Source organism: Pseudomonas sp. MWU318 (genome assembly GCF_016756945.1).
Classification (GTDB): domain Bacteria; phylum Pseudomonadota; class Gammaproteobacteria; order Pseudomonadales; family Pseudomonadaceae; genus Aquipseudomonas; species Aquipseudomonas putida_A.
Window position 1 is genome coordinate 450,910 of sequence record NZ_JAESJL010000004.1, and the last position, 12,745, is coordinate 463,654.

At 60.4% G+C, this 12,745-nt stretch carries 12 protein-coding genes; 9 read left to right on the plus strand and 3 right to left on the minus strand.

The annotated features are described in order from the left end of the window. Positions 1-311: 311 nt before the first annotated feature. Entirely contained in the window at positions 312-1,034 is a 723-nt protein-coding gene (locus tag JN524_RS13140; protein ID WP_202369604.1) for a tellurite resistance TerB family protein, read from the minus strand. A gap of 177 nt (positions 1,035-1,211) precedes the next feature. On the opposite strand from JN524_RS13140, the gene JN524_RS13145 reads away from it, so the two are divergent. From JN524_RS13145 to JN524_RS13180, 8 genes are all read left to right on the plus strand, one after another. After that, positions 1,212-2,126 (plus strand): LysR family transcriptional regulator, encoded by a 915-nt coding sequence (locus JN524_RS13145; RefSeq protein ID WP_007967749.1) that lies wholly within the window; start codon positions 1,212-1,214, stop codon positions 2,124-2,126. 130 nt (positions 2,127-2,256) lie between these two features. Next, the gene (locus JN524_RS13150; RefSeq protein ID WP_183785776.1) at positions 2,257-3,714 is read left to right on the plus strand and encodes a gamma-aminobutyraldehyde dehydrogenase; all 1,458 of its coding nucleotides are present in this window, start codon (positions 2,257-2,259) and stop codon (positions 3,712-3,714) included. 83 nt (positions 3,715-3,797) lie between these two features. After that, on the plus strand, positions 3,798-4,949 hold the full coding sequence (gene ydcS / locus JN524_RS13155; protein ID WP_096795797.1) for a putative ABC transporter substrate-binding protein YdcS: 1,152 nt from the start codon (positions 3,798-3,800) through the stop codon (positions 4,947-4,949). Positions 4,950-5,095: 146 nt separating this feature from the next. Further along, a complete protein-coding gene (locus JN524_RS13160; protein WP_202369605.1) occupies positions 5,096-6,133 on the plus strand; it encodes an ABC transporter ATP-binding protein in 1,038 nt (345 codons plus the stop codon). A gap of 1 nt (position 6,134) precedes the next feature. After that, positions 6,135-7,070: an ABC transporter permease gene (locus tag JN524_RS13165; protein ID WP_045122310.1), complete on the plus strand. Its 936-nt coding sequence runs from the start codon at positions 6,135-6,137 to the stop codon at positions 7,068-7,070. After that, entirely contained in the window at positions 7,060-7,869 is an 810-nt protein-coding gene (locus tag JN524_RS13170) for an ABC transporter permease (RefSeq protein ID WP_202369606.1), read from the plus strand. Before JN524_RS13165 ends, JN524_RS13170 begins: the two co-directional genes overlap by 11 nt. 140 nt (positions 7,870-8,009) lie before the next feature. Continuing rightward, the gene (locus JN524_RS13175) at positions 8,010-9,434 is read left to right on the plus strand and encodes a gamma-aminobutyraldehyde dehydrogenase (RefSeq protein ID WP_202369607.1); all 1,425 of its coding nucleotides are present in this window, start codon (positions 8,010-8,012) and stop codon (positions 9,432-9,434) included. A 225-nt stretch (positions 9,435-9,659) separates the two neighbouring features. Next, positions 9,660-11,144, plus strand: coding sequence for an APC family permease (locus tag JN524_RS13180; RefSeq protein ID WP_202369608.1), 1,485 nt, complete (start codon positions 9,660-9,662; stop codon positions 11,142-11,144). Here the strand turns inward: JN524_RS13180 and JN524_RS13185 are convergent. Further along, positions 11,141-11,305 carry a hypothetical protein gene (locus JN524_RS13185; RefSeq protein WP_158242603.1) on the minus strand — a complete coding sequence of 55 codons (165 nt, stop codon included), beginning with the start codon at positions 11,303-11,305 and terminating at the stop codon, positions 11,141-11,143. The two genes, JN524_RS13180 and JN524_RS13185, sit on opposite strands and share 4 nt — an antisense overlap. Positions 11,306-11,743: 438 nt before the next feature. Between JN524_RS13185 and JN524_RS13190 the strand changes: the two genes are divergently transcribed. Further along, entirely contained in the window at positions 11,744-12,250 is a 507-nt protein-coding gene (locus tag JN524_RS13190; RefSeq protein WP_202369622.1) for a BRO-N domain-containing protein, read from the plus strand. Positions 12,251-12,299: 49 nt separating this feature from the next. Here the strand turns inward: JN524_RS13190 and JN524_RS13195 are convergent, their stop codons facing one another. Then, a complete protein-coding gene (locus tag JN524_RS13195) occupies positions 12,300-12,485 on the minus strand; it encodes a hypothetical protein (RefSeq protein WP_003222012.1) in 186 nt (61 codons plus the stop codon). Positions 12,486-12,745: the final 260 nt, after the last annotated feature.

Sequence of the window (12,745 nt, forward strand, 5' to 3'; positions counted from 1 at the left end):
CGAGGGCGGTGTTTCATTTATAAGACGCTTTTTAACCCTCGGGCCGGCCCGACATGGTTGGCGGGAAGGCTCTGGGGTGGGACTGTCCGACAATCCGGGGCTGGCGTGCCAGCGATGGAACGGCAAAAAGGGGCGCTGGATCGGCCATTGCTGTGGATGCGCGGCTGAAAACGCAATCGCGAGCAGGCTTCGGCGTCTGGCCCAAAACCTTGTAGGAGCTGCGGCACGCTGCGATCTTTTGCTGTTGGCTTAAAAAATCAAAAGATCGCAGCGTACCGCAGCTCCTACATGAATACCGTGTTCAGGCAGTTCTATAGCGATGCCAGGCGCACCTGCTTCTCCAGCTCCACCTTCAACCCCGGCTCCAGCTTCAGTTGCTTGGCCAACTCCTCCAGATACGCCTTTTCCATAAAGCTCTCCTCATCCACCAGCATCACGCTGGCGATGTACATCTCCGCGGCCATTTCCGGGGTGCTGGCGGCGCGGGCGACGTCGGCGGGGTCGAGGGGTTTGTTGAGTTCGGCGTGCAGCCAGTGTTGCAGTTCCTGATCGTTGTCGAGTTTGGTGAATTCGCCTTCGATCAACTGGCGCTCGCGATCATCGATATGGCCGTCAGCCTTGGCGGCGGCGACCAGTGCTTTGAGAATCGCCTGGCTGTGCTGCTCGGCTTGCGCCGGTGGCAGTCGATCCAGGGTTTGCGGTTCGGTTTGTGGGGCGGTGCCTTTCTGGGCGTTCCAGTTGCCGTAAGCCTTATAGGCCAGCACACCAAGGGCAGCGAGGCCACCGTAGACCGCAACTTTGCCGCCGACCTTTCGCGCCTTTTTGCTGCCGAGCAGCAGGCCCATGGCCCCGGCCGCCAGAGCACCACCGCCCGCCCCCGAGAGCAAGCCGCCCAGCGCACCGGAGCCTGAAGACCCACCGAGCAAACCGCCCAGCCCGCCAGCCGACGATTTGTTCCGCGCCCCGCCGGCCTTGTTCTGCAACAGATCCTGGCCGGACTTGAGAAGTTGATCGAGCAATCCACGGGTGTTCATGTTCCGCCTCCAAAACAGGGGTTATCCAGATCTATCAGGCCCTCAGCCTAGTTCGAAAGTGCCCTGGCCCGGCCTGCAAGTGTGCTTCCAGATGTTGCTCCGCCTGCAGAAGCCCTTCGTGAAAATAGATATACACTCCAGCCAATCGATAAAAACCGCCCACCGGGTACCCTCCTCATGATGACCCTGCGTCAGATCCGTCACTTCATCGCGGTGGCCGAGACCGGCTCGATTTCCGCCGCCGCGCAAACCGCGTTTATTTCCCAATCGACCCTGACCCTCGCCATTCAGCAACTGGAAGAGGAAATCGGCGTCAGCCTGTTCAGCCGCCACGCCAAGGGCATGACCCTGACCCATCAGGGCCACCAGTTCCTGCGCCAGGCGCACCTGATTCTGGCCACCGTGGACAATGCCAAGCGCAGCCTGCAACAGAGCACCGATCAGGTCGCCGGACAGTTGATCGTCGGCGTAACCAGCCTGGTCGCCGGTTATTACCTCGCCGATTTGCTGACCCGGTTCCAGCGCGCCTATCCCAACGTCGAGATTCGGGTGATGGAGGACGAGCGGCCGTACATCGAGCATTTGCTGGTCAGCGGCGAAATCGATGTCGGCGTGCTGATCCTCTCCAACCTCGAAGACCGCCACGCCCTGCAGACCGAAGTGCTGACCCACTCACCGCACCGTCTGTGGCTGCCGGCCCAGCATCCATTGTTGGAACACGACAGCATCAACCTCGCCGACGTCGCTCGCGAACCGCTGATTCAACTTAACGTCGACGAAATGGATCGCAATGCCCAGCGCCTGTGGCGCGGCGCCGGGCTGCAACCGAAGATCACCCTGCGCACGGCCTCAACCGAAGCGGTGCGAAGCCTCGTAGCGGCAGGTCTGGGCGTATCGATTCAACCGGATATGACTTACCGCCCGTGGTCACTGGAGGGCGACATCATCGAAGCGCGGCCGATTGCCGACCTCAACCAGACCCTCGATGTCGGTCTGGCGTGGCGCCGCGGTACTGCACGCCCCGCTCTGGTCGACCCGTTTTTGACTGTGGCCCGCGAGCAGCCGCACGGCGGACGCAAGCCATCTATTTAATCGAATGCCACCTTCAGTATTTAGAATTTGTCGACCTCGGAGCCGCGCACTAGTCTTGCTGCATCTATAAGACGGTCGGCTCCCGGGCACGGGAGCAACAATGACCACACAAGAAAAGAGATCGCGGAAAATGGCTGGCGTGCAGACCCCGATGTGTACCGCGTTGTTGATCGACGGCGAACTGGTCGCCGGTCAAGGTTTCGTCGAACCGATCCTCAACCCGGCCACCGGTGAAATCCTCACCCACATCGCCGAGGCCAGCACCGAGCAGGTCGAAACCGCGATTCTCGCCGCCCACCGCGCCTTTGCCGAATGGTCGCGCACCACGCCGCAACAACGTTCCAGTCTGCTGCTGGACATCGCCAACGCCGTCGAAAAACACGCCGATTACCTCGCCCGCCTCGAAGCGCTGAACTGCGGCAAGCCGCTGCACCTGGCGCGGCAGGACGATCTGACCGCCACCGTCGACGTGTTCCGTTTCTTCGCCGGTGCCGTGCGCTGCCAGACCGGCCAGCTCAGCGGCGAATACCTGCCGGGCTACACCAGCATGGTGCGCCGCGATCCGATTGGCGTGGTGGCGTCGATTGCGCCGTGGAACTACCCGATCATGATGGCCGCGTGGAAAATCGCCCCGGCCCTCGCCGCCGGCAATACGCTGGTGTTCAAGCCGTCGGAACACACACCGCTGTCGATCCTCGCACTGGCGCCAGCACTCGCCGAGATCCTGCCGCGCGGGGTGATCAACATCATCTGCGGCGGCGGTGAAGGCGTCGGCAGCCATCTGGTCGGGCACGCCAAGGTGCGCATGGTCTCGCTGACCGGCGATATCGTCACCGGGCAGAAGATTCTCCAGGCTGCAGCGAAAACCCTCAAACGCACACACCTGGAACTCGGCGGCAAGGCCCCGGTGATCGTCTGCAACGACGCGGATATTCAAGCGGTGGTCGACGGCGTGCGCACCTACGGTTACTACAACGCCGGGCAGGACTGCACCGCCGCGTGCCGGATCTACGCGCAAACAGGCATTCACGACAAACTGGTCGCCGAACTCGGCGCAGCGGTCAGCAGCCTGCGCTTCGCCGGCAAGCGCGATGCCGACAACGAGATCGGCCCGCTGATCAGCACCCGCCAGCGCGACCGCGTGGCCAGTTTTGTCGAACGCGCCCTCGGCCAGCCGCACATCGAGCGCGTGACTGGCGCGGCGGTGCATTCCGGCGCCGGGTTCTTCTACCAGCCGACGTTGCTGGCCGGTTGCAAACAGACTGATGAAATCGTCCAGCGCGAAGTGTTCGGCCCGGTGGTCACCGTGACCCGCTTCGACGAACTCGCGCAAGCCGTGGACTGGGCCAACGACTCCGAATACGGCCTCGCCTCGTCGGTGTGGACGCAGAATCTGGACAAGGCAATGCAGGTCGCCGCCCGTTTGCAGTACGGCTGCACGTGGATCAACAGCCACTTCATGCTGGTCAGCGAAATGCCCCACGGCGGGCTGAAACGCTCCGGATACGGCAAAGACTTATCCAGTGATTCGCTGCAGGACTACAGCGTGGTGCGGCACATCATGGCCCGCCACGGCCAGCATCTCTGACTACGCTAATAACAAGCCGCCAACGGCATGCTTCACCGCGTTCACAACTGCCCCGACCATAATTTAAAGAAGAGGGTTCAACCATGTTCGTGCACAAGACCGCACTGCTCAGTGCAATCACCACAGCCTTGCTGGCCAGCGCCAGCCTGCAAGCTGCCGAGCCGCTGAAGGCGGTCGGCGCCGGCGAGGGACAGCTGGATATCGTGGCCTGGCCGGGCTACATCGAACGTGGCGAGAGCGACAAGGCCTACGACTGGGTGAGCGGTTTCGAGAAGGAAACCGGCTGCAAGGTCAACGTCAAGACCGCCGCGACCTCCGACGAGATGGTCAGCCTGATGGCCAAGGGTGGTTACGATCTGGTCACCGCTTCGGGCGATGCCTCGTTGCGCCTGATCGTCGGCAAGCGTGTGCAACCGATCAACACCGCATTGATCCCGAACTGGAAAACCCTCGACCCACGGCTGAAAGATGCGCCGTGGTACGTGGTCAACAACCAGACCTACGGCACCCCGTATCAGTGGGGCCCGAACGTGCTGATGTACAACACCAACGTGTTCAAGACGCCGCCGACCAGCTGGAACGTCCTGTTCGACGCGCAGAATTTCCCCGATGGCAAACCGAACAAGGGTCGCGTGCAGGCCTACGACGGCCCGATCTACATCGCCGACGCGGCGCTGTACCTGAAGACCGCCAAACCTGAGCTGGGGATCAAGGATCCGTATCAACTGACCGAAGCGCAGTACAAGGCTGTGCTCGATCTGCTGCGCGCGCAGCAGCCATTGATTCACCGTTACTGGCACGACACCACGGTACAGATGAGCGACTTCAAGAACGAAGGCGTGGTGGCGTCGAGCGCGTGGCCGTATCAGGTCAACGGCCTGATCAACGAGAAACAGCCGATCGCTTCGACCATCCCGAAAGAAGGCGCTACCGGTTGGGCCGACACCACCATGCTGCACGCCGAGGCCAAGCACCCGAACTGCGCGTACAAGTGGATGGACTGGTCGTTGCAGCCGAAAGTCCAGGGTGATGTTGCGGCGTGGTTTGGTTCCCTGCCAGCAGTGCCGGCGGCGTGCAAGGAGAGCGAACTGCTCGGCGCCGAGGGCTGCAAGACCAATGGCTTCGACCAGTTCGACAAGATCGCCTTCTGGAAAACCCCGCAGGCCGAGGGCGGCAAGTTCGTGCCTTATAGCCGCTGGACTCAGGACTACATCGCGATCATGGGCGGCAGGTAAGCCCTTTCAAGATCAAAAGATCGCAGCCTGCGGCAGCTCCTACATCAATGGACACAGCTCTCCTGTAGGAGCTGCCGCAGGCTGCGATCTTTTCGACGCAACACCCGATCATTCTTTGAAAGCCCGCTTTACCGGAGCACCGCACCATGACGCTTGCAGTCCAGTTCACCAACGTTTCCCGGCAGTTCGGCGAAGTGAAAGCCGTTGACCGGGTTTCCATCGATATCCAGGACGGCGAGTTCTTTTCCATGCTCGGCCCTTCCGGCTCGGGCAAAACCACCTGCCTGCGCCTGATCGCCGGTTTCGAACAACCGAGCGCCGGCTCGATCCGCATTCACGGCGCCGAAGCCGCCGGTCTGCCGCCGTATCAGCGTGATGTGAACACGGTCTTCCAGGATTACGCGCTGTTCCCGCACATGAACGTGCTGGACAACGTTGCCTATGGCTTGAAGGTCAAAGGCGTGAGCAAAACCGAGCGCCACAAGCGCGCCGAAGAGGCGTTGGACATGGTCGCCCTCGGCGGTTATGGCGCACGCAAACCGGTGCAGTTGTCCGGCGGTCAGCGCCAGCGTGTCGCCCTCGCCCGCGCCTTGGTCAATCGTCCGCGCGTGCTGTTGCTTGATGAGCCATTGGGTGCTCTCGATCTGAAACTGCGCGAGCAGATGCAGAGCGAACTGAAGAAGCTGCAACGCCAGCTCGGCATCACTTTCATCTTCGTCACTCACGACCAGACCGAGGCGCTGTCGATGTCCGATCGCGTCGCTGTATTCAACAAGGGCCGCATCGAACAGGTCGACACCCCGCGCAATCTGTACATGAAACCCACCACCACCTTCGTCGCCGAATTCGTCGGCACCTCGAACGTGATTCGCGGAGATCTGGCGCGCCAGCTCAGCGGCCATCCGCAGCCGTTTTCGATTCGCCCCGAGCACGTGCGTTTCGCCGAAGGGCCGCTCGCCAGCCATGAAATCGAAGTCAGTGGTCTGCTCCACGACATCCAGTATCAGGGCAGCGCCACGCGCTATGAACTGACGCTGGAAAACGGCCAGATCCTGAGCATCAGTCACGCCAACAATCAGTGGATCGACAGCAGCGCACAACACCAGACCGGCCAGCGCCTGAGCGCACGCTGGGCGCGGGAAGCGATGATCCCGCTGCACGACACCGTGGCGAGCGGGGTCTGAAATGAGCACGCTCGCGATGACTCAAGCACCGCCCCTGCGCCGGTTTTCCAACCTGCTCTACCGCAAGCCGAATCTGTATCTGTCGCTACTGCTGGTGCCGCCGTTGCTGTGGTTCGGCGCGATCTATCTCGGCTCGCTGCTGGTGCTGTTGTGGCAGGGTTTTTACACCTTCGACGACTTCACCATGGCGGTCACTCCTGACCTGACCCTGGCGAATTTTGCCGCGCTGTTTCAGCCGTCCAACTTCGACATCATCCTGCGCACGCTGAGCATGGCCATCGTCGTGTCGATCGCCAGCGCCATCGTCGCGTTCCCGATTGCCTATTACATGGCGCGCTACACCACGGGCAAGACAAAGGCGTTTTTCTACATCGCGGTGATGATGCCGATGTGGGCCAGTTACATCGTCAAGGCCTACGCCTGGACGTTGCTGCTGGCCAAGGGCGGCGTCGCGCAATGGTTCGTCCAGCACCTGGGGCTGGAGCCGGTGTTGCAGTTCATTCTGGGGATTCCCGGGGTGGGCGGCAGTACCTTGTCGACCTCGCATCTGGGGCGGTTCATGGTGTTCGTCTACATCTGGCTGCCGTTCATGATCCTGCCGATTCAGGCCTCGCTGGAGCGCTTGCCGCCATCGCTGTTGCAGGCTTCCGCCGACCTCGGCGCCAAGCCGCGTCAGACCTTCATGCAGGTGATTCTGCCACTGTCGATTCCGGGAATTGCTGCCGGCTCGATATTCACGTTTTCGCTGACGTTGGGCGACTTCATCGTGCCGCAATTGGTCGGGCCGCCGGGTTACTTCGTCGGCAGCATGGTCTACGCGCAGCAAGGTGCGATCGGCAACATGCCGATGGCCGCAGCGTTCACGTTGGTGCCGATTGTGTTGATCGCGGTTTACCTGTCCATCGTCAAACGACTGGGGGCCTTCGATGCACTCTGAGCGCGCTTCACTGGGCCTGCGTATCGCCGCCTGGGGCGGGTTGGTGTTTCTGCACTTCCCGATCCTGATCATCTTCCTTTACGCCTTCAACACCGAGGAAGCCGCGTTCAGCTTTCCGCCGAAGGGTTTCACCCTGCACTGGTTCAGCGTGGCGTTTTCGCGGCCGGATGTGCTGGAGGCGATCAAGCTCTCGCTGCAGATTGCCGCCATCGCCACCTTGATCGCGATGGTGCTCGGCACGCTGGCTTCGGCAGCGTTGTATCGTCGCGACTTCTTCGGCAAACAGGGCATTTCGCTGATGCTGATTTTGCCGATCGCGCTGCCGGGGATCATCACCGGGATCGCGCTGCTGGCAACGTTCAAGACGCTGGGGATCGAGCCGGGGATGTTCACCATCATCGTCGGCCACGCGACCTTCTGCGTGGTGATCGTCTACAACAACGTCATCGCCCGCCTGCGCCGCACCTCGCACAGCCTGATCGAGGCCTCGATGGATCTCGGTGCCGACGGCTGGCAGACCTTTCGCTACATCATCCTGCCGAACCTTGGCTCGGCGCTGTTGGCTGGCGGCATGCTCGCCTTTGCGCTGTCGTTCGACGAAATCATCGTCACCACGTTTACCGCCGGGCATGAGCGCACGTTGCCGTTATGGCTGCTCAATCAACTGAGCCGGCCACGGGATGTGCCGGTGACCAACGTCGTCGCCATGCTGGTGATGATGGTGACCATGTTGCCGATCCTTGACGCGTACTACCTGACTCGGGGTGGCGAGAGCGTCGCCGGCAGTGGCGGGAAATAAATCCCCCTGTAGGAGCTGCCGCAGGCTGCGATCTTTTGATGTTGCTTTGGAGATCAGGATCAAAAGATCGCAGCCTGCGGCAGCTCCTACACGGGATCCGGTTTCGACAGAACAATAAAAGTGTTAGTGAGGACAAAACCATGCAAACCAGACTCTTGATCAACGGCCACCTGGTCAACGGCGAAGGCCCGGCGCAACCGGTGCTCAACCCGGCACTCGGCAGCGTACTGGTGGAAATCAATGAAGCCAGCGAGGCCCAGGTCGACGCCGCCGTGCGCGCCGCCGACAATGCGTTCGCCGAGTGGTCGCAAACCACGCCGAAAGACCGTTCGCTGCTGCTGCTCAAACTCGCCGACGCCATCGAAGCCCACGGCGAGGAACTGGCCAAACTCGAATCCGATAACTGCGGCAAACCCTACAGCGCCGCGCTGAACGACGAGATCCCGGCGATTGCCGACGTGTTCCGTTTTTTTGCCGGCGCCAGCCGTTGCATGAGCGGTTCGGCCGGTGGCGAATACCTGCCCGGCCATACTTCGATGATCCGCCGCGACCCAGTGGGCGTGATCGCGTCCATCGCGCCGTGGAACTACCCGTTGATGATGGTCGCCTGGAAAATCGCCCCGGCCCTCGCTGCCGGTAATACCGTGGTGCTCAAGCCGTCGGAACAAACCCCGCTGACCGCGTTGCGTCTGGCCGAACTGGCGTCGGAAATCTTCCCGGCCGGTGTACTCAATCTGGTGTTTGGTCGCGGTCCTACCGTCGGCAGCCCGTTGGTTACGCATCCTAAAGTGCGCATGGTCTCGCTGACTGGCTCCATCGCCACTGGCTCGAACATCATTTCCAGCACCGCCGACAGCGTCAAACGCATGCACATGGAACTGGGTGGCAAGGCGCCGGTGATCATCTTCGACGACGCCGACATCGATGCCGCCGTCGAAGGCATCCGCACCTTCGGTTTCTACAACGCCGGACAGGACTGCACTGCCGCGTGCCGGATCTATGCGCAGCAAGGCATTTACGACAAGTTTGTCGAGAAGCTCGGCGCGGCGGTGAGCAGCATCAAGTACGGCTTGCAGGATAATCCGTCGACCGAGCTGGGGCCGCTGATAACCGCGCAGCATCGCGACCGCGTCGCTGCTTTCGTCGAACGCGCCGTGGCACAGTCGCACATTCGCTTGATCACCGGTGGCAAGGCTGTGGAAGGCGACGGTTTCTTCTTCGAGCCGACGGTGCTGGCCGACGCGCAACAGGATGACGAGATCGTCCGCCGCGAAGTGTTCGGGCCGGTGGTGTCGGTGACCAAGTTCACCGATGAAGCGCAGGCGCTGGAGTGGGCCAACGATTCGGACTACGGCCTCGCCTCCTCGGTATGGACGGCGGATGTCGGACGCGCGCATCGCTTGTCCGCACGGTTGCAGTACGGCTGCACCTGGGTCAACACGCACTTCATGCTCGTCAGCGAAATGCCCCATGGCGGTCAGAAATTGTCCGGCTACGGCAAGGACATGTCCATGTACGGGCTGGAGGACTACACCACGGTTCGGCATGTGATGTTCAAGCATTAACAGCAAAAAGATCGCAGCCTGCGGCAGCTCCTACAGGATGAACGCCGTACCCCGTAGGAGCTGCCGCAGGCTGCGATCTTTTTCCGCGACACACGGATGATGTCGGCGATTCACCACCAGGCTTCACCGAAACCAAAACAATAACTACCGACCCGGGCGGTGCCCACAAAGCCCCGCCACGGCCTCGGCCATCCGAAATCTGCCGATTTCACGGAGCAAACACTCATGAGTACCTCACCCGAACTCTCGGCCGCCGTTGCCGACAGCGATGCCGAACAACTGCGCAAACTCGGCTACACCTCGAACTTCAACCGCAGCATGAGCCTGTGGGAAAATTTCGCACTAGGCTTCACCTATCTGTCACCGGTCGTGGGGGTTTATACCCTGTTCGGCCTGTGCCTCGCCGCGGGTGGGCCACCGATGTTCTGGGCCTATCTGCTGGTCGGTTGCGGCCAGTTGCTGGTGTGCCTGATCTTCGGCGAAGTGGTTTCGCAGTTCCCGATTTCCGGTGGCGTTTATCCTTGGGCGCGGCGTCTGGTCGGCAAGAAATGGGCGTGGATGGTCGGCTGGATCTACTCCATCGCCCTGTGCGTGACCATTGCTGCGGTGGCTGTCGGTGCCGGCCCGTATCTGGCGGCGATGCTCGGGTTTGAACCTAGCAACAACACCAACATCGTCATCGCGCTGGTGCTGACGTTGTTCGCCACGCTGGTCAATCTGAGCGGCACCAAAGTGCTGGCGCGCATTGCCATGTTCGGTTTCCTCTGCGAACTGGTCGGCGCGGTGATCGTCGGCGTGTACCTGCTGATCTTCGAGCGCCACCAACCGCTGAGTGTGCTGTTCAACACTTTCGACATCAGCGTCGATGGCTCATACCTGCCGGCGTTCCTCACCGCGTCACTGGCCGGGATGTTCCTCTACTACGGCTTCGAGGCTTGCGGCGACGTCGCCGAAGAAACACCGAACCCCAGCGCAAAAATCCCGGTGGCCATGCGCATGACCATCTACATCGGCGGCGTCGCGGCGATGTTCGCCTGCCTGGCGCTGATCCTCGCCGTGCCGGACATGCAAGCGGTGATCAACGGCACCGACAAGGACCCGGTCACCACCATCCTCAACAACGCCTTCGGCCCGATCGGCTCGAAAGTGGTGATGGGCGTGGTGATGATTTCCTTCATCTCCTGCGTCATCAGCCTGCAGGCTGCGGCGAGTCGTCTGCTGTATTCCTACGCTCGCGACGAAATGGTCATCGGCAGCCGACTGCTGAAAAAGATTTCTCCTACCACTCAGGTGCCCGTTGCTGCGCTGTTCGTGTCCGGCGTCCTGCCCGCCCTGATCATCGCCCTCGGCTTCTTCCTGCAAGACGCCGTGGCCACCATCGTCAGCTTCGCCGCCATCGGCATCTACCTCGCGTTCCAGATGATCGTGCTGGCCGCCCTCTACGCCCGCAGCAAAGGCTGGAAACCCAGCGGCAAATTCACCCTCGGCGCGTGGGGCTGGCCAGTGAACATCGGCGCTCTGGTGTATGGCGTCGGCGCAATCATCAACATGGCCTGGCCACGTACACCGGAGGCGGCTTGGTATGTGAACTATGCGATGGTGTTGAGCACGGCGATCGTGATTGGACTGGGGTTGGTTTATATGTGGATTGGCAAGCCGTATGACCATGGCAAGGCGCCGGCTGGGGATGCTTGGAAGGTGAGTCGCTAAGAAGAATCACCCCGGAATCGAGATTTGATTCCGGGGTCTCCTCGAAGCACTGCCATCAATTCATCAGTACGCCATTTGATATCGGCTTTACCTCTAACAGCTTCGAAGCGATCCAGATCGATCACCTTTCTCTTTTTACCTTTCGCTTCATCTTTGCTCACAGAATTGCTTCTCCCTTTTCCCGATTGCTAACTCATAAAGGAAAATCTTCGGTGCAGGGATGGTTTAGCAGCGTAAGCTGCAAAAACAGGCATTTCCTACAGACACAGCCTTCCTGAAAAAGCCCCATTTCCTACGATGTGCGGCGAAAGGGTAGACTTGTCGCCGCAAGCGCCTGACCGATAGGCTTCATCCCGTCGCTGCTAATTCAGCGACCCGGGGTCGAAGCCGGAAACTGTCAAAACGGTGCTTGCATGCCCTCCATTGAACTGTGGCTTTTTCACAACTTCAGTTCTGCTTTATGGCGGGCCGTGTGGCGCGGGCCTTCTGGCTTTTCCGTGTTTGACTGGAAGTATCCCGACTTCGAACGCCACACGGTTCGCCACCCAACTTGTCGAAGAGTTGATGACGACTTTCCTACTCAAATCGGAAGTCACTACATGTCTGCGCAAATCCAAAATTCATCGTCGACCCACTTCACCCCCACCGCCTTCACCCGCCACAACCGCTTCCTCCACGCATTCATGCAGGAACACGAAGCCTGGTTCTGTGTTCAGGATCTCGGTCGCCTGATAGGCTACCCGCTAAACGAACGCCTCACCCTGAAACTCAATCCCGATCAGCGCCGCCATGTCCTCCTGCGTCGGGATGGCGAAATTATCGATTGCGCGATGGTCAGCGAATCCGGCCTGTTCGCACTGCTCGTTCATCACTTCGTCCCGGAAAACCGACACCTGCGCCAATGGCTGAGCCATGAAGTCATCCCGATGCTGCGCGAAACTCAATCAAGCCCTGTGGAAAACCACCCGAGCTTGAGCTCAATGCATTGGGCAGGCGTTACCGTACCGCTGCTGCACTGGCAACAGCAGGCGTGGGTCAAATGGCGGGATGTGCCGGAGTTGATGCGCGGCCAGCGGCCGTATCCAGTCCTGGGAACGTGTAGCTGATCCAAATAAAAAGGGGCGGACCTTTCAGTCCGCCCCTTTTTATTTCCACTCAAAACCGCGAAACACTGCGCATCGCATCCACCAGATAGCGCATCGCTATCCGGTCACTCTCCGACAACTCGCGATAACGCTCCACCAGCTTCAGCTCTTCAGAACTCAAACGACGCCTTCTACGGCCGCTGCCGAGGCAGGGGAAGATGCCGAGCATTTCGGCGATACCTTGTATTTTTGCCATGGACGATGTCCTTCAATACTTCAAAGAATTGCTAAACCACCACATCGCCCTGCCCCTTACAGCAGCGCCGTGTGCCCTACCGGTCAACACCGGTCATGCCCATAGAATAGAAATTAAATCGGTGCTGAAAAGCGGTTTTTAGAGTAATTAGTCGAAAAAAGCAGATATGCCGCATAAATCAGAACGCCCTGTCAGATTTTTAACCGACATGTCTTGTTTCATTGACACTCTGTCACTGTGAATCAACGAATTTTGCTCGG

Excerpts from the sequence above, each read along its gene's own strand:
- JN524_RS13140 (WP_202369604.1), bottom strand. The coding sequence starts at position 1,034 with ATGAACACCCGTGGATTGCTCGATCAACTTCTCAAGTCCGGCCAGGAT.
- JN524_RS13145 (WP_007967749.1), top strand. The coding sequence starts at position 1,212 with ATGATGACCCTGCGTCAGATCCGTCACTTCATCGCGGTGGCCGAGACC.
- JN524_RS13150 (WP_183785776.1), top strand. The coding sequence starts at position 2,257 with ATGGCTGGCGTGCAGACCCCGATGTGTACCGCGTTGTTGATCGACGGC.
- ydcS (WP_096795797.1), top strand. The coding sequence starts at position 3,798 with ATGTTCGTGCACAAGACCGCACTGCTCAGTGCAATCACCACAGCCTTG.
- JN524_RS13160 (WP_202369605.1), top strand. The coding sequence starts at position 5,096 with ATGACGCTTGCAGTCCAGTTCACCAACGTTTCCCGGCAGTTCGGCGAA.
- JN524_RS13165 (WP_045122310.1), top strand. The coding sequence starts at position 6,135 with ATGAGCACGCTCGCGATGACTCAAGCACCGCCCCTGCGCCGGTTTTCC.
- JN524_RS13170 (WP_202369606.1), top strand. The coding sequence starts at position 7,060 with ATGCACTCTGAGCGCGCTTCACTGGGCCTGCGTATCGCCGCCTGGGGC.
- JN524_RS13175 (WP_202369607.1), top strand. The coding sequence starts at position 8,010 with ATGCAAACCAGACTCTTGATCAACGGCCACCTGGTCAACGGCGAAGGC.
- JN524_RS13180 (WP_202369608.1), top strand. The coding sequence starts at position 9,660 with ATGAGTACCTCACCCGAACTCTCGGCCGCCGTTGCCGACAGCGATGCC.
- JN524_RS13190 (WP_202369622.1), top strand. The coding sequence starts at position 11,744 with ATGTCTGCGCAAATCCAAAATTCATCGTCGACCCACTTCACCCCCACC.
- JN524_RS13195 (WP_003222012.1), bottom strand. The coding sequence starts at position 12,485 with ATGGCAAAAATACAAGGTATCGCCGAAATGCTCGGCATCTTCCCCTGC.